Origin of the sequence: Gloeobacter kilaueensis JS1 (assembly GCF_000484535.1) — a bacterium.
GTDB classification, from domain to species: Bacteria; Cyanobacteriota; Cyanobacteriia; order Gloeobacterales; family Gloeobacteraceae; genus Gloeobacter; species Gloeobacter kilaueensis.
Genome location: NC_022600.1, coordinates 2758432 through 2774323 on the forward strand (window position 1 = coordinate 2758432; position 15892 = coordinate 2774323).

Annotated in this window: 17 protein-coding genes and 1 pseudogene; 5 read left to right on the forward strand and 13 right to left on the reverse strand. The window is 59.9% G+C overall.

Annotated elements, in window-relative coordinates:
- The first annotated feature begins 65 nt into the window (after window positions 1-65).
- Window positions 66-704, forward strand: coding sequence for a MarC family protein (locus GKIL_RS12735; protein WP_051382805.1), 639 nt, complete (start codon window positions 66-68; stop codon window positions 702-704).
- A 26-nt stretch (window positions 705-730) separates the two neighbouring features.
- Here GKIL_RS12735 and GKIL_RS12740 read toward each other — a convergent pair whose 3' ends face one another.
- From GKIL_RS12740 to GKIL_RS12785, 10 genes are read right to left on the reverse strand one after another with little or no spacing between them, the layout of a single operon-like run.
- Window positions 731-1240 carry a pilus assembly FimT family protein gene (locus GKIL_RS12740; protein ID WP_023174045.1) on the reverse strand — a complete coding sequence of 170 codons (510 nt, stop codon included), beginning with the start codon at window positions 1238-1240 and terminating at the stop codon, window positions 731-733.
- The gene (locus GKIL_RS12745) at window positions 1237-1797 is read right to left on the reverse strand and encodes a hypothetical protein (protein ID WP_187293812.1); all 561 of its coding nucleotides are present in this window, start codon (window positions 1795-1797) and stop codon (window positions 1237-1239) included. Before GKIL_RS12745 ends, GKIL_RS12740 begins: the two co-directional genes overlap by 4 nt.
- Entirely contained in the window at window positions 1763-2800 is a 1038-nt protein-coding gene (locus tag GKIL_RS12750; protein ID WP_023174047.1) for a hypothetical protein, read from the reverse strand. Before GKIL_RS12750 ends, GKIL_RS12745 begins: the two co-directional genes overlap by 35 nt.
- A gap of 5 nt (window positions 2801-2805) precedes the next feature.
- Window positions 2806-3309 carry a type IV pilus modification PilV family protein gene (locus GKIL_RS12755; protein WP_023174048.1) on the reverse strand — a complete coding sequence of 168 codons (504 nt, stop codon included), beginning with the start codon at window positions 3307-3309 and terminating at the stop codon, window positions 2806-2808.
- A gap of 21 nt (window positions 3310-3330) precedes the next feature.
- Window positions 3331-4425: a type II secretion system F family protein gene (locus GKIL_RS12760; protein ID WP_023174050.1), complete on the reverse strand. Its 1095-nt coding sequence runs from the start codon at window positions 4423-4425 to the stop codon at window positions 3331-3333.
- Window positions 4422-6278, reverse strand: a complete 1857-nt coding sequence (locus tag GKIL_RS12765) for an ATPase, T2SS/T4P/T4SS family (RefSeq protein WP_023174051.1) — start codon at window positions 6276-6278, stop codon at window positions 4422-4424. The genes GKIL_RS12760 and GKIL_RS12765 overlap by 4 nt, the downstream gene beginning before the upstream one ends.
- A gap of 7 nt (window positions 6279-6285) precedes the next feature.
- Window positions 6286-7788: a type II and III secretion system protein gene (locus GKIL_RS12770; protein ID WP_023174052.1), complete on the reverse strand. Its 1503-nt coding sequence runs from the start codon at window positions 7786-7788 to the stop codon at window positions 6286-6288.
- A 10-nt stretch (window positions 7789-7798) separates the two neighbouring features.
- Window positions 7799-8662 (reverse strand): hypothetical protein, encoded by an 864-nt coding sequence (locus GKIL_RS12775; RefSeq protein WP_023174053.1) that lies wholly within the window; start codon window positions 8660-8662, stop codon window positions 7799-7801.
- A 7-nt stretch (window positions 8663-8669) separates the two neighbouring features.
- On the reverse strand, window positions 8670-9287 hold the full coding sequence (locus tag GKIL_RS12780) for a hypothetical protein (protein ID WP_023174055.1): 618 nt from the start codon (window positions 9285-9287) through the stop codon (window positions 8670-8672).
- 10 nt (window positions 9288-9297) lie between these two features.
- Window positions 9298-10257 (reverse strand): hypothetical protein, encoded by a 960-nt coding sequence (locus GKIL_RS12785; RefSeq protein ID WP_023174056.1) that lies wholly within the window; start codon window positions 10255-10257, stop codon window positions 9298-9300.
- A 180-nt stretch (window positions 10258-10437) separates the two neighbouring features.
- Between GKIL_RS12785 and GKIL_RS24815 the strand changes: the two genes are divergently transcribed.
- The 3 genes from GKIL_RS24815 (at window position 10438) to GKIL_RS12800 (ending at window position 12601) form a co-directional block, all read left to right on the forward strand.
- Window positions 10438-11220, forward strand: coding sequence for a hypothetical protein (locus GKIL_RS24815; RefSeq protein WP_023174057.1), 783 nt, complete (start codon window positions 10438-10440; stop codon window positions 11218-11220).
- Window positions 11217-11834, forward strand: a complete 618-nt coding sequence (locus tag GKIL_RS12795; RefSeq protein ID WP_023174058.1) for a hypothetical protein — start codon at window positions 11217-11219, stop codon at window positions 11832-11834. The genes GKIL_RS24815 and GKIL_RS12795 overlap by 4 nt, the downstream gene beginning before the upstream one ends.
- Before the next feature lie 65 nt (window positions 11835-11899).
- Window positions 11900-12601: a Uma2 family endonuclease gene (locus GKIL_RS12800; protein WP_041243932.1), complete on the forward strand. Its 702-nt coding sequence runs from the start codon at window positions 11900-11902 to the stop codon at window positions 12599-12601.
- Between the two features lie 257 nt (window positions 12602-12858).
- Here GKIL_RS12800 and GKIL_RS12805 read toward each other — a convergent pair whose 3' ends face one another.
- The 3 genes and pseudogenes from GKIL_RS12805 to GKIL_RS25750 all read right to left on the reverse strand — a co-directional run bounded on the left by GKIL_RS12805 (window position 12859) and on the right by GKIL_RS25750 (window position 14155).
- On the reverse strand, window positions 12859-13170 hold the full coding sequence (locus GKIL_RS12805) for a type II toxin-antitoxin system RelE/ParE family toxin (RefSeq protein WP_023174060.1): 312 nt from the start codon (window positions 13168-13170) through the stop codon (window positions 12859-12861).
- Window positions 13167-13442, reverse strand: coding sequence for a ribbon-helix-helix domain-containing protein (locus tag GKIL_RS12810; protein ID WP_023174061.1), 276 nt, complete (start codon window positions 13440-13442; stop codon window positions 13167-13169). Before GKIL_RS12810 ends, GKIL_RS12805 begins: the two co-directional genes overlap by 4 nt.
- A 249-nt stretch (window positions 13443-13691) precedes the next feature.
- Window positions 13692-14155, reverse strand: a pseudogene (locus tag GKIL_RS25750) (recombinase family protein).
- Between the two features lie 174 nt (window positions 14156-14329).
- Here GKIL_RS25750 and GKIL_RS23635 point away from each other — a divergent pair.
- Window positions 14330-15793: a hypothetical protein gene (locus tag GKIL_RS23635; RefSeq protein WP_023174064.1), complete on the forward strand. Its 1464-nt coding sequence runs from the start codon at window positions 14330-14332 to the stop codon at window positions 15791-15793.
- Window positions 15794-15892: the final 99 nt, after the last annotated feature.

Sequence of the window (15892 nt, forward strand, 5' to 3'; positions counted from 1 at the left end):
ACTTCTATAATTGTTTTGACGCTTGGTTTTCGCTGCCTGAGACTGAGCTTCTGTGAGGAGGCAAGATAATGCAGGGTTTGCTGGCGTATGCGGTCGGAACCTTTCTGGCTCTGTTGCCGATTGCCAATCCGATCGGAGCGGTGCCTGTTTTTTATAGTCTGACCGGCGGCGACCCTCCGGATTATCGGCTGCAGCAGGCGCGGATGACAGCGATCAACGTGCTCTGGGTGCTGGCGCTCTTTTTGATCGCAGGCAAGGTGATCTTGTCGTTCTTTGGCATCTCCCTGGCCGTCCTTCGGGTAGCGGGCGGCCTTTTGGTGGGCCACACCGCCTGGGAGATGGTGACGGCTCGACCGCGACTGACGGTCCCCGAAAACGAAGAAGCGGCAGATAAAGACGACATTTCTTTTACACCGATGGCGGTACCGATGCTGAGCGGGCCGGGGGCAATCGGAGTTGTGATTGGCCTGGCAGCAAAGGCGACGGGCGTCTTTGACTACATTGGCTGCCTGGTGGGCATCGTGCTCCTCAGCGCCGTCACCTATCTCAGCCTCGTCGTGGGCGAACCGCTCATCAAGGCCCTGGGCAAAACCGGCGTCGGTGCCCTCAACCGCGTGCTCGGCTTTTTAATTCTGGCTATCGCTGTCCAATTTGTCGCCGATGGCACCCTGCAATTCGTCCACGAATCAGGGCTTATCAAGTAGAGCGAGCGTCCACTGGGGGCAGATTTTCAAAGCCGCATCTTGGCCAGGTTGGCGACAAACCTGTCCATCGTGGAGTTGAGCGGATAGGCGCTGTCCCAGCCGGGACTGCACTCACCTAGAATCGTCGTCACCCGCCGGTAGTGGTCGGGGTAGCGGGCCTGGTCGCACACGGCGGACCAGGGCGCTTTGACCACTGGCCAGAACATCGGTTTTCCCTCATTCAAAAGACTCGGTACCGAGATGATCGTCGGATCGCCGGGGCTGTCGTAACCGGCGCACAGCGGATCGAGGTTGGCGTTGTTCCAGCAGTTGGTCGTGCCCGGCTGGTTGGCTGTCGCGATCTGCGAGCGCCACTGGCTCATGGTCTCGACGCCCTGGGTGGTCGCTTCGACGTTGGCATCGCGGGTGACGCCGACGGTGGTGGTGGCGACCACCCCTCCCAGAACGGCGAGGGCGGCGAGCACGATCACCATCTCAAAGAGGGTAAAGCCGCGAGTGTTGCGGCGCTGGAGCTGAAAATATCGGGTACGCATCATCTTGAAAGTTCCCTGGAAGTGCGAGTCAAAAAAGTCAGCTCGACCCGCAGTTGCACGGCACTGTCGTTGCCCTGGGGACTGGTCAGCTCGTAGGAGCGCAGGGCCACACTGCCCCGGCTGCGCTCGTGCAGGTTGTCCAGGCCAGTAAGAAAGCTCCAGATTGCCGTTTCACTGCCACTGGTGCTCAAGGTGCAGAGCAGATCGGCGGCGCTGCGGCGCTCGCGGCGGAACTGGGCCTGTACGGTGAGGCCGTAGCGGCCAGCAAGGCGGGTGAGTAGCTGCAGCGCCTGCACCTGGCTGGTCAGCCGCAGTCCTTCTAGCTGGACAAGTTGCCCCTGCACCTGCACCAGTCGCGAGCGGAGCGCCTCAGCACTCAGACCCGCGTCCTCGGCAAGGGTGGTTTCTTGCTCGGTGGCTGTCTGGACCTGCTGGCGGAAGTAGCTGCTGAGCAAAACGGCGAACAGACCGCTTACCAGCAGCAACCAGCCCACCCAGCGGTACAGGGCCGGTCGCCTGCCGGTGCTAGCCCTTGCGCTCGCTTTGAAGTCGGCTGCCAAGGTCGATTTCGATGGGGATAGAGACCTGATCACGGGTGCTCACTCCAAAATTGAGGTCGCCCAATTTGCCCAGCCGCTCAAAGCGGGCGAGCGACTGCAGCACGGCGAGGGGGCTGCCGGAGAGGGTCAGGCTGAGCTTGCTGCGGTCGGCAAGTTTGAGCTGCTGGATACGGGTACCTTCGCCCAGATTGCGGCGCAATAGACCGGCAAGAAGCCCACTCGGGATGTGCTTTGCGCCCGCTCTCGCAAATTCCTGGCTCTGCTGGGCATAGCGGGCCTTGACCGAGCGCAGTTCGTCCTTGATGGGCAGCAACTCTGCCTGCAGTAGCCCTGGCCCGTAGCGATCGAGGGCGATCTGGATCTGCCACCACTGGGTGGCACTCCAGCCCCACAGCCCGACGCCGACGAGCGAGAGCAAGACAGTGAGCTGCCGGGCGGTGAGGGCCACCAGGGGCAGGGCGAGCTTGCGGTGGGTGCCCAGCTCTAAGAGCGAGGCGAGGGCACCGGGATTGGCTGCCAGAGGAATCGCCAGCGAGGCGAGTTTGGCGTCGCCGCTCGCCGGAAGGGGCCGGTTGCCCAGGTAGTAGACCGGTTCGCTGTCGTCGGTCGTCAGCAACTCCACCGCCCGCGCCAGGCTGCCGGCACTGCGAGAGGCGAGGGCGTTCTGGCGCTCGAGGCCGTCGTCGCCGATGCGGGCAACCTCGATATAGGTCTGTGCAGTCGTGGACAGATCGACGATCGTGACGAAGGGCGGCAATCTGCGGGTCTTGCGCACCACCGCCCGCATGGCGGCGAGCATCAGCGGGTAGGCAAACTCCGCTCCCCGTGCGCGGGGCCTGGCCGCCTGCCACTGGACGTTGACAGGGCCGACTGCATCCTTGCGCCAGGAACCGCCCTGATCGAGCGCTTCGGTTTCGGGCATCTCCCACTGGGAGGTGGCCAGGTAACAGGCACCTCCCAGCTGGAAGCCAGTCACTTCATCTTCTAAGACAAGCAGTGCCATCGGTCTTACGGAGCGATATAGAAGGGCGAGGCTGTCCCACCAGTGTTGGCCGGGGTCGGATACTGCCCTTCACCAAAACCAGCCGTCGGTAGATTGGCGGGGCACTGTCCATCCGGCGATGACAGACCGAGGGCAGCGGAGACACGGTTTTTGAGATTGCCGGGAACGTTGGCGTTGGCGCACAGAGCAGCCAGGGACACCTGGAGGTTTTGAGGTCGGAAGTTATCGCCGAGAATCTTCTTGAGATCCTGTACCTGCTGGTCTTCTGGCTTCTGGATGGTATTGAAGTTGTCAAAGTCGGTCTGCACACCCTTGGCAAGCACAGTGTCTCCCCAGAGGCGCATCTTCTCAAGCACCGAGACGCTCGCCTCCGCCTTTGAGTCACTGCTGAGATTCGAGAGAGTAAAAAACGAGGCGAGGGCCAGAAAGATCAACACGATCATGGCGATGGTCAGCTCGATTACTGTTACACCGCGTCGATTGCGCCTGCGAACTTTTAGCTGCAGCATGGCGATTTCCTCACAAAGAATTTATTGCAGTTTGGGCAGCACGACGGAGAACTGGACGATGAACGCTTCGAGGAAGATGACCGTCGCCGCGATCGGCAGGTAACCGAGTGCCTCAAAGAACAGGGCCGTGCTGCCTGCTCCTTTGAGGGTCTGGTCGGCCAGGGCTTCTCGACGGGCTTCGATGGCTCCCAGGCGCGCCTGGGGGTCCATCGTTTCGAGAGTGGTCAAAAAGGCGCGCATCTCGGGACGAATGCGCTGGTGGGACAGGCCGCGCCGGAGAAAGGAACGGACGCTGTTACCTTCGATCTGCATGTGACGGCCAATGCCGGCGAGGGCGGTGCCCAGAAAGGGACCGGCGACGTTGGCGGCCCGCTCCAGGCTTTCACCGAAGAGGGTGCCCGAGCGCAACAGCACCTGCAGTGCGCCCAAAAAGCTCAACCAGCGCAGGTCGATCAGCACCTGCAAGGCAGAAATCCGGGCGGAGGCGTTCTCAAAAAATGCGAGGACGCGGGGCTGCTTGAACCCCCAGAGGCTGCCCACCAGCAGACCGGCGATGAGCAGTACCCATAGCCAGGGCCAGTCGTGGATAAAGCGGATGACGTTCGCCTGCAGGGCGAAGACCGGGTAGTGGGAGGCGTCCTTGCCTTCGATTTCTTTGAGCAGGGCACCCAGTTGGGTGGCACTCACCCCGACCAGCACGCCCTGAGAAAATAAAAAGATATACAGAATGCGCTTGAGGGGTCCGAAGACTTTGCTCTTGAGATCGACCTCGACCCGCAGAGATTTTTCGAGCACCGGCACGATGCCGTCGAGCTGACCGCGCAACTCCGCCTCGCGCACGCAACTGGTGAGCACTGCCGGGAAGCGCTTTGGAAAGCTCTGCATCGCCCGTGAGACAAAGACCTCCGAGCCCTCGCGGGCGTAGCGGAACATCAGCTGTGAGACCTCCAGCCAGGCGGGGTCGTTGCGGGCCTGGCCAATCTCGACCAGCACCCGGCAGCGGTCGATCGGTTTACCGAGGGAGGCGTTCCAGAGGTACTGCTGCAGGAGATCGAGGGTTTTGCGCTGGTTCCAGAACTTCAGCTCGAAGCGGCGCAGGGCGGGTTGGAGGGTCATGGTTCGACCTCCATCGTGTTTGAAGCGAGTAGACGCATCGCCTGGCGGTCCTCCTGCAGGTGGGGAGCGACTTTTTCCCAGCTCACCAGGCCACCGTGGCGGCGATCGGCGTCGAGCATCCAGGCGGCGGTGCGCCGATAGGTCTGCTGGTGCAGTTGCTCGGCGATGGCCAGTAGCTCGAAGACGGTGACGTTGGGCCGCAAAAAGTGCTCCGCCATCGCCGGGACGTAGAGCGCTTCGGTGAGGGGCACGCGGTCGGCGGTGTAGCCCTGCAGTGGTCCTTCGTTGCGGCAGGTGCCGCGCCCACAACCGGGGCCGGGACGCCGCCAGCAGCGAAACTGCCACTGCAGTGCCTCGCGGATGTTGGCGGGGACCGCTTCGACAATGGAGCAGTGGGGACAGAGCCGGGGCAGAAGCCGCTGGCAGAAGACGTAGCCCATCGTCGAGACGAACGAGGCGATCTCAGTCTGGTTGTTGCCGGAAGCTTCGCCCCGCAGCAGGTTGCGCAGCCGCTCGGTAAAGCGCACCGCCCGGTTGGTGTGCAGGGTGGTGAGCACCAGTTTGCCGTTGGCAAAACTCAAGATCCGCTGGGCGGTAGCCCGGTCGTTGATTTCGCCAAAGATGATGTCGCCGGGGTCGTTGCGGGTGGCAAAGCGCGACCAGCCGGACCAGTCGTTTTGCTCGGTGACTTCGTACTGAAAAAGTCCTTCCACCAGCCGCTCGATCGGACACTCAAAGCTGTGGACGTGGTGGCCGCGCCGGGCGCGCAGCAGGCCGACGTTCTGGAGAAGCATCGACTTGCCGGAATTCATCGAGCCTGTCACCATGCTGATCGCCGTCTCCAGATCGAGCAGACACAGTTGTTCGGTATCGACGATCTGTTCCATCTCAGCGAGGAGCGCCTCGGGCGCTTCTTCGCCTGTGGGCCACTGGCCCGTGATGGAGCGGTAGATGCGCGGATGCAAGTTCATCCGCTCGAGGGGGATAAAGCCGACCTGGCTGATGATCCGCAGGCCAATCTCCCAATCGCCGCCGTCGCCGGGACCGAGGGGAGCCATCGCCAGCCGCATCGTCTGCATCTGGCCGTTGCGGTCGATCAAGGTGACGTTGCCGTACTGGATGCAGCGCTGAGAAATTTCGCAGTCCGCCGCCGAGGCGAGGCGGGCAAACATCTGGCGGCCCCGGCCCTCGTTCTCGACGCTGCCCCAGTTCAATTCGCCGATCTCATCGCTAATCAAGACGCGCTCTTCGCCGATGTGGGCGGCGACGTAGGCGCACTGGCCGCCCCTGGTAAAAAGCCGCACGTCGGAGGCTTCGTAGGCCAGAAGCACTTCGTAGAGCTGGATGATCGCACTGTCAGCCGGAGACTCGCCCCAGCGCACGATCTTGTCGTGGGACTTGACGGAGGTGGCAGAGAGCGACGACTGGCTGCCGGCAGCGATCTGGCGGCGCAGGAGGTTAAAGAGTTCGAGTTTTTCGGGCACGAGGACCGGCAGCGCCTGCAGTTCTTCCTGCTCGGCCACCGTCAGCGGACTGACGGTCAATACCGAGCGTCGGGCACGGTGGCAGATGACCAGATGGCCGAGGCTGGCCCAGTTCTTTTCGACCTGCTGCACCTCGACCTCTGCTAGATCTGCGCTATGGAGCACCCCATCGACGGAGAAGAACACCCCGGCGCAGTGCTCCCAGAAGGTTTGCTCGTCGCTCACCTTCTGGCAGGCCATCGCAAAGAAGCGGATGCCGCTGGTGCGGTAGAGTCCTTCGAGGACGCTTTGCTCGGCGGCGTTGGCGCTCACCTGGCGAATAAAGCGATTCACCCGGTCCTGGCTTTTAGAAAGCAGAGGGCTCTTCATGATGGCGTCAGTTTAAGGGTGTGACCCCGGTCTGGGGCCGGGGGGTCAAAACGGGCTGGGGCACTGACTGGGAAAGATTTTCCGGCGCTTGCTGCGGGAAATTGTTGGGGGCGGAGCGCGGTGTCGGGTACTCCGGCGGCAGGTTGCGCGGACTTTCGGCGGCTGGGGCTTCCGCTTCGAGCAGTTCTGCCCCGGCAAGGGGCTGCTCCTGGATCACCGGCTCGATCATGATGAGCAGGCGCTGGTTTTTGACGATGTGGTTGGTGCCCCGAAAGAGGGCTCCGAGCAGGGGAATATCGCTCAACAGCGGCACGCGATATTCGATATCCGCCTCGTCGTGGCGGGTGGCACCGCCCAACAGCGCGACGCCGCCGCTGTCGAGCCGCAGGTTGGGAATATCTATCGAGTTAGTGTTGATCACCAGGTCCTGCCCCGAGCCCTGGGGATCGGAAAAATCGCCGCGCACGGTCACGGCCACCTGCTTTTTGGAGGGCAGCACGACCGGGGTGAGGTTGAGGGTGGTGCGGGCGTTGATCGCCTGGGTGGAATTGATGAGCGCTCCGTTGGAGATGATCGCCTGGGGCACCCGGAACTGGACATTCTGGCTGATCGTGGCGGTCTCGCCGTCGGTGACGACGAGCTGTTGATCGATGAGCGTCTGCAGGGCGTTGATCTGCTGCAACAGCTGCAGCTGCAGGACGATGTTGGCAAAGCTAAAAGTAAAAGCCGAGCGGTTCGGGAGCACGCCGTAGTTGCCGAGAGGACCACTGATTGCGCCGGTAGTGGGCGTGGTGCCCGACTCGCTCGTCGCACCCCCGAGGCCCGAGTAGACCGGGTAGGGGCTGCCCCGCAGGGCACCGCCGGTGCCGAGGTCGAGGCCGAAACGGCCCAGGGCAATCGGCCTGCCGTAGGCGTCGTAGGAACCGGAGGTGAGGCCGGTGCCGAGACTTAGCCCCCGCTCCTGGGCGAGACTGTCGTTGACCAGAAGCACCCGCAGGCGGAGCACGACCTGGGCCGGGGCACTCAACTTGTCTGAGACGTAGATGACGTTGCGGTTAGCGCGGGAGCGAAAGGCGCGAAAACCGATGATCTCCATGATTTCTTTGAGCTGGGCAAAGGGGTCCGCGCCCTGGAAGTTGTTGTAGCTGAGGCTGAACTGGCTCGGTAACGGCACGTCGAGGCGGCGGTTGCCGGCACTGGTGCTGGCGAGGCCAGGAGTGGTCGAGCTGGTGTTGAGCACCGTGTTGTTGCCCGAGACGTAGGTGCCGTCCTGCCCAGACTGGCTGCCGTCGAGGGAGGTAGCTCCAGGAGCACCGGCTGTACGACCAGCCCCGCGCTCGATGAAGATGACGGTCAGCCCCGATTGGGCGGCCAGATCCTGGATAAAATCCTTGGCGGAGACGCCCCGCTGGGCGGAGAGGTTAAAGGTATTGGGCTGGGCTGTAGCCGGTAAGCAGGCAGGCAGAGCCAGCATCGCCCCGACAAGCAACGCGCAGGTGGTCTTCTTCATTTGTCTGGACTCAATAAAGGGGCGTGACGGGTTCGGACGGTGGACGGGAAGCGGGGGCGCTCTGGGCAACATCGGCGCGCGTATCGGCGGCAGGCGGCGTACCGGCGACCATAGTCAGCTCCAGCGGGGAGCCGTCCGAGCGCCGCAGCCGGACACTGTAGCGGCCCGGCAGGGCCATCGCCGAGAGCACCGTGATTCCCTGGGGACTGGTCTGGCCCGGCATCAACTGCAGCCGCTCACCGCCGACATCGAGCAGCACCACCTGCTCGTTGCCGCCGACTAGAGCAATTTTGGCGGGGGCAGTCCCGATCTGGCCTGCCGGTACGGCAGCAGCAGGAATGGGAGGGGGCGGCAGGGCGCGCGGTGGGGGGGCGAGCGGCGGCAAGGGCGGCAGGCGCTTGAGAACAGGCGGGAGATTCTGGGTAAATTTGGCCGCCGCCGGTACGGGTGGGGGTGGCAGAGTCAGGATCGCTTTGGGCTTATCGTCTTGAGCGAGGAGCTGATCGAAGCTGCTCTGCATCTCGCCGCCCTTGCGGACCGCTTCGCTCTGGACAGTGGCGGCTGTGCGGCGCAACTGCTGATCGAGCGACTGGCGCTGGCGGGCCACCCACCAGTCGTTGGCGAGGGTATAGCCGCCAGCTGTCAAAAACAGCAACCCGGCAACGACGAAGATCGCCGGACGCTGCCAGCGGGGGGTGCGCACCTGCTCGGTGTCCTCCCACTCCGGATCGGGCACCAGAGCCTCTTCGCCTGACCCGCTCGGGTCAGATTCGCCTAAAAGCGCCTCGATACTTTCGGCTGCCGCCGCTGGCTCAGGTACCGCCGGACGCTCGCGCTCAAAATGTTTTTTCCATTGCTCAAGTAAAAAGACCATCGAATGCCTACCCCGCTATCTGAGGTGTTTTGCGAAACAAAGTTTGCTGTGGCCGCCCGTGTAGCTCCAGGCACAGAAGCGCCTCCGGATAATCGAGCGTCACCTCCCCCCAGAGCGAATCGGGCTCGCGGGGACGGTAGCGCGCCGATAGCGGCAATGGCTCGATACCCAACTGCTGCAGATAGCTGGAGCGGTACGGACCATAACCCAGACCGAAGGTGCGCCGCTGCTGCTGCAGTCGGGCCAGGCAGCGCTGAACCCGGAGGATAATCTCTGGATCGAAGCCGGGATGCACCAGCGTCAACAGCCGAATGTCCGGCTCTCCGGGAATGGCACTCTGGTTGCTGATGAGCGCCAGTTCTTCGGAGCGGACGATGAGCAGGTCGCCCCGCTCCAGCCAGCCGGTGCGCCAGCGCTGAAAGACCTGCATCAGCAAAGTCTCGCCGCTGTAGCTGCGTACACCCACTACCCGTGCTCCGACCACTACATCCTGCAGATGAATGGCGGGTCGTTCCGGGTAAAAGCGGACCTCCGGCGCGGACCAGTCGTCCGTCCGCGCCGCCTCGACGAGGTACCAGCCCTTGTCTGCGCAGATGACCAACCGTCCGATGCGCTCTGCGAACATGGATCCAATCTCACATCGAAAGTTGAGCGTCGAACCAGGACGCCTGCCGCGCCGCCTCTGCCAGCAAAGCAGGCGTCACCCCGGCATCGGCCAGGGAGCTGAGGAGTACCTCCTCAAAATCGGGTGCTGTCGGATCGAGGCTGCCATTGTGGCTCAAAAAGTGCTGCAGTTTAGGAAATTGTCCGAGCCGCTGCCGGTGGCGCAAAACAGCTATAAACTGCTGACCCATGCCAGTCGAGGCTTGCCGGGCTGAGAGTGTGCTTCCGACCGGCTGCAGAGCTGGCCGCAATGGCAGCATCGCTGGTTCCTCGATCGCTATCTCTGGCGGCTGTGGGGGATTGATCGCTGTCGCATCGCGCCAGCCGCCACTGGCCCGTGGTTGGGCAATCGGTTCACTGAGCGGCTTTTGGGCTGCGCGCAGCTGAAGCCCTGGGGCAGGCTCTACTGCTGACTGGGAAGCCCGCTGCAGGCGCGCCACCTGTACCGGTTTGTCGGTGCGCACTGCCACCGGCACCAGCTCGACCGCTTTTTCTGTGAGCTTTGGCGGCAGTTGCTGCTGCTTAGCGCTATCGGCGAGCATCGTCGGCTCCGGAGCCTTAGGAAGTGTCTGTGGGGTGGACGGCGCGGGGATGTTGCGAGTAGCGGCAGCGACGGACTGGTATTCGCTGCGCAACTGGGCCAGCTCGCTTCTGAGCCGCTCGATAATTGCCTGCTGCTCTTGGTCGCGGCGGCTAAACAGCTCGATGAGCCGCGCCTCACTCATCAAAAGTTCATCGCGCCGCACCGCCTGCTCCGGCCCAAAAAAGCTGCTGGCCGGGTTGGTCTTGAGAATGCCGTGCTTTTCGAGCACTTCGAGCCAACGCGCCTGGGACGGATTGAGATCTTTGAAGCGCGAGGGGGTAGCAGGAGGTGGCGTCTGAATACTGGCCACCTGGGGCGGCGGCGGTGGCAGCGGAAAAATCGGGGCCATAAAACCTCCTGTAAAATCACCCTACATGGTTGCAATGCAGGGATTGTGACAAAATTCCCAGCTGTGGTCAAGTGCCTGGTCAAAATTTTTACCACAAAATAGCGCCAGTCGCTCTGGGAGCCCATTCTCCGGCGGCGATCAAAATTTTGGTATGGTAGTGTCGAACCTCCCGTCTCGATCATGTATCCCTGGGAAAAGCCAGCCGACGCCGCCCCCCAGACAGCGGGGCCAGAGAACCTCGGCGATATAGGACAAACGTACCCCTGGGCGGCGGCTCCTGCCGAGCGGCCAGGGGCGCTTGCGGCTCCCGAGGAGGGAGGGATGCCGCTGCTCAGTCCGGACGAAGAGCGACTGGTTGCCCAGATCACCGCCGATGTACCACTGACCCTCGGTCAACCGGCTCTCATCCGCTACAGTGCCTCCGAAAAGCCTGTGCGCTGGTTGCCGCTCGCGGGTGTGCTGGCAGCGACGGTGCTGTTCGGCGCGCTCATCATTCTCTGGTTGCGCCCAGCCGAGCCGCCTGTCGTCGTCGATCCAACAGCCCGACCGTCCGCCCGTCCCGCTAGTGTTGCCCCGGCCAAACCAGCCAGGCCGGCAAAACCGGTGGCTTCCCTCATCCAGCCGTCGCCGGCCAGGCCCTTCGTCGAAAAGACCCTCAAAGACGGTGGCCGGACCAATCCGTTCTACACGGCAATCCCCGCTCCCAAACCGCCACCGCCCCTCAAGCCGGTCAAACAGCCGCCCCCGCCGCCCCCGCCCCCGCCGGTGCTCAGCCTCGACAGTCTGGCTGTGTCCGGCAGTAGCCGTGCCGCCCTGATTCGCGTCACCAGCAGCCAGAGCGAACCGAGTGTTTTTGAGGTGAGCGTGGGGGATGGGGTCGCAGGCTGGACGGTCCGTTCGATTACGACCAATCAGGTGGTTCTGGTCAAAGGCAAGCTGACCAGGGTTCTGCTCGCCCAATGAAGCGGCTGCTGCCGGCGCTGATCTTTTTGGTCTGTGGAGCCACTCGCGCCTGGGGTGCGCCGCTGACGCAAATTGAATCGCTGGACGGCAACAAAGAAAAAGAAAAAATCATCCGCATCTCCGCCCAGGGACCACTGCCCTTTGAGGTGCTCGAAAAATCCAGCTCGACGCTGGTGCTATTTTTGCCACGCGCCGAGTTGGGCTACGTCTCGACGCAGCTCTCGCTCTCGCCCTTTGCGGATATCTTTCTTGAACAGAACCCGGCAGGTGTGCGGGTCCAGTTTCAGAACCTGAAGCTGCGCTTTCGAGTCGCTGCAGGCCAGAAACCCGGCACGATCGATCTCACCCTGGTTCTACCGCCCGACCCGCCTCCCAACCCGGCAGCCGCTTCTTCGCTAAATAGCAGACAACAACCCACCAGTATCCAGCAGCGGGGGTTGGGTGGGACACCGTCAAATACCAATCCGACCGTTGGTTCACCGGACAATGCCTCGGTGGTGACCCCCGACATTGCCTCAAAACCGGGCAGCGTCTCAGACGACGCAGAAGAAGACCCCGACCCCCCCGGACCGGGCGTCAAGCCGGTGCCGCCTCGGCCCACTCCACCACCTTGAGCCGTTGATATTTTTTGGTTCTAGAAAGGCGGACAATAGTACCGTAACTGCTATCCGTACCGGCAATGACCACGCTGCTTTCAACTGTTAGCTACCCCAGTGGAGACGGACAACCTTTGGCCGAAACCTTCCTGCACCTCTACGCCATTCTCACGACTCTGGAAGTTCTCAGGCAGTACCTCGAAGGCACCCAGGCCACCGTGCTCGCCAACCAGTTTCTCTACTATGCTCCCGGTGTACCTACTTCCCGCGTCGCTCCCGATGTGATGGTCATCTTCGGGGTTGAGCCTGGCGGACGGGACAACTACAAGAGCTGGGAAGAAGGACAGGTACCAGCCGTCATCTTCGAGATTACCTCTGCCGGCACCCGCAATAGGGACCAGGGCGACAAGCTGCGGCTGTACGAATTTTTGGGTGTGCAGGAGTACTGGCTGTTCGATCCAAAGGGTGAGTGGATTGCTGAAAAGCTCAGAGGCTACCGGCTGCAAGTGATCGAAGAAGAAGACGGTCCGGTAAGTCGTTACCAGCCCGTCGAGGAGAACCTCAGCGAGCGGTTGCAGTTGCGGTTGCAGGTAGAAGGCGATTTGATCGGCTTCTATCGGCTGGACAACGGTCAGAAGCTGCTGATTCCTGCGGAACTGGCGTCCGCACTGCGGGTGACAGCAATCCAGTTAGAACAAGAACGAGAAGCGAGACGAAAAGCAGAACAACGGGCAGCTGAATTGGCCGAACGCCTCCGGGCTCTTGGGATCGACCCAGACCAGTGAAATTTAGAATGATTCCCGAGTGAGTGACCCTAAAAAACTGAACTTGATTTCCTAGGATTCGCTTCCCAAGCGGATCTCTCTGTCACGTACTTATTAGGGCGAAGAAGCTACGATGCCAGGATCGACGAAGATTACCGCGCTATTCTGCTGACTAACGTTCAGCAAGGAGGCCACATCCTGCACCGCCGCACCCTGGTCAATCTGTTGACGGGCATGGGCGACCTGAGCAGCGGATGGCTTTTGCTTCGGCCCAATCTTCACTGACGGCCTTCTAAAAGGCGTCGCATATTTCGCCTGCCGTGCAGAACGGCGATGATTTGCAAGGGCTCGGTCTCCGAGCGGTAAACGATTGCATAGGAGGGATAGCGCGTCAGCGTCCAAAAGCGCAGCGGCAGCACCGTCAAATCGGGCCGCGTATGGCCGCGCCCTGGGCCTGCCGCAAGAAACGCGCAGGCATCGAAAATCGCCTGCTCTACGCGGTCGGCGGCCTGGTCGTCATCCTCGGTGATGGCGGACCAGATATCGAAAATATCGGCTTGCGCTAAGGGCGTGAGAACGTAATCGCTCATCGCCTGGGCAACCGCCCCTCGCGCCAGTTCGCTTTCATCGTTTGCAGTTCGCGGCGGACTTGGGCGCTGTCGGTCAACTCTCCGTTCTCGGCCTGCCGGTAGCCTTCCTCGACGTGCGCGGCTAGGGCGCGGCGCTCTGCGTCGGTCCAGCTTTCTTCCGCATCCTGCGCTTCGAGGGCGCGGCGCACCACGTCTTCGGCATCGGCGTAGCCGCCGCCGGACAGGCGCTTGTTGATAAGTGTCTCAAGGTCGGGCGGAAGGTTCAATTGCATCGCCAATTCTCCATTCTCGCTCTCATTGCTGTTTTTAGCACGGTGCTCGATTCCTGTTACAGCCTAAAGCATGGCCGGGCCGTTGCCCTGGCAGCTTCTGGCTGTCGATGCTGAAACCGCGTCCTCTTCAGGAAAACAGCACTCGTTAAGGTAGTAAGGGAGAGTCTTGAGCGTAGCAGTGACCGCGCTGTTCTGCTGACTGGCGTTCAGCAAGGCGGCCACATCCTGCACCGCTGCACCCTGGTCAATCTATTGACGGGCATAGGCGACCTGAGCAGCGGATAGCTTATGCTTCGGCCCAAACTTCACCCCCCGCTTCTTCGCCGCCTTCACTCCGGCCTGCGTGCGCTCGGAGATTACGCTGCGCTCCAGCTCCGCCAGCACAGCGAGCATGTGCCATGTGGCCCACCCGGTCGGCGTGGTCGTCTCGATGTGCTCAGTCAGGCTTTGGAACTGCACGCGGCGCTGCTGCAGCTCGTCCAGCATGGTGATCAAGTCGCGCACACTCCGCCCCAGCCGGTTGAGCTTCCAAACAATCAGCGTATCGCCATGCTCGAGCACTTTAAGGCACCGTTGCAGGGCCGGCGCTTGCTCGTGGCTCCTGATAGTCCATCGTCCTTGTAAACCTTCTGACAGTCGGCCCGCTCGAGCGCTGTCAGTTGTAGGGCTGGGGTCTGGTCGTCGGTCGAGACGCGGGCATGGCCGTAAATCATGCCTGCAGTGTGAGACAGACTTATGCAACAGGCTACGCCATGATTTCATAGGCTTCTAGCCACGTTGCATAACTTACCCTTCGTGAGACTACCATGGTATCTACCTAGCCGCGTCTCAGATTAACAAGTGAAATACAACTATCCTCCGTAAAACTCAGTAGGAGTTTCTAGCCCGTGAACGAACAGCAAATTCAACCCATCGTTCTTACAGATGAAAAGCAAATTCAGCTTATTACTCCAAATGATCTTGCTGTTGAGACCTCTGTTTTTGTTTCATATCTGGAACACTTAAATCTACCAACTGATAACATTATTGCTCCCAATAATGAGCGCAAAATCGTAGCTTCTAATCTGCCTGACTTCTTGTTTTCGCTCCCCCAAGAATCAAAGAGAGACGCTCGTTATTTATCGAAGTTTGTTGGGGCTACGGCAATTGGATTGTTTGATGCTGCCCTAAACTATGTTTGGAATGAAGTTGTCGTAAATTTGAGAAAGAAAGCCTCAATCTATGGAATAGATTTATTTTTCGATGCGGCAATTGGCGGCAAAAATAGAGATGAATACAAAGACGAGAATGATCTAGGAGGACTGAAAGACATTGTTCTTCTAAACACATGCCTTAAGCTAGAACTTGTCTCTGGTACAGTCCATCGAAAGCTAGACTATATACTTACAATGCGAAATGAGGTTGCTGCTTCTCATCCAAACGTTGAGAGTATTGGAGGATTCGAATTACTTGGGTGGTTACAAACTTGTATAACGGAAGTCCTACAAGATCCTCTTTCAGAATCAGCTATTAAAATTAAATTGCTTGTAGACAATCTTAAATCTATGAGCGATGTCATAGATGATGTGACGCTCGCTCGTGTCGCCGAGCAGCTAAGACATCTTTCTCTACCTCACATTCACAACCTTCTAGTAACCATTTTCGGTATGTTTGTTTCCCCTAGTTCAGAGCAAGTTTTACGCAGAAATATTTCCAAAATTGCTCCATTTGTCTGGAACCATGCCACCCCTCAGGTTAAATACAATATCGGTTCAAAAATCGATGGTTATAGGACCAACCTCAACAATGAAAAGCTTGAAAGGGGTGTTGAGTTCTTAACAATCGTTGGCGGTCACATGTATGAAAGCATACCTGCAAAAACTATTGCATTAGAGCATCTCGCAGATCAGCTCGAAGAAAAACACGAAGGTCGAGATAACTTCTATAACGAGCCAGCTGTTATGAAAGAAATTTTGAAATACTGTAAATCTTCAACGGATATCCCTACAGAAGTTCTTCCGAAGTTAGTCAGGATAGTCCTACGTTGTCGTCTAGGTCGTGGATTGAGTTACCAGAGTGGTGTTAGTCCCGGAGGTCTTCCTTTATATGATCAGTTTCTAAAGCTTCTTGACGACAATGGGGTTGCTTTTTGTATAGCTGCTCTTTTTTCGCCTGAAATAAGTTCGAAGTTGGAAAATTCAATTTGTCAAAAACATTTAAAGGCTGTTTTAGAAAACCTTCGATCAATCGTCATATCGGAGCGATTACGGGATAGCATTGACTTTTTGCTCAAAGATGTCCCAAAAGCATATCTTGCTAAGAATGTCAAGGAATTTCGAGAATTGACAGCAAATTACATCCAATGGCGTTGAATATAATGACCATAAAACAATACATCTTTGGAATCTATGATACCAGTTTGCTAAATAGCTGCGCGGCATAAAGCCTGGAGTAGCCACGGATACCCTGTC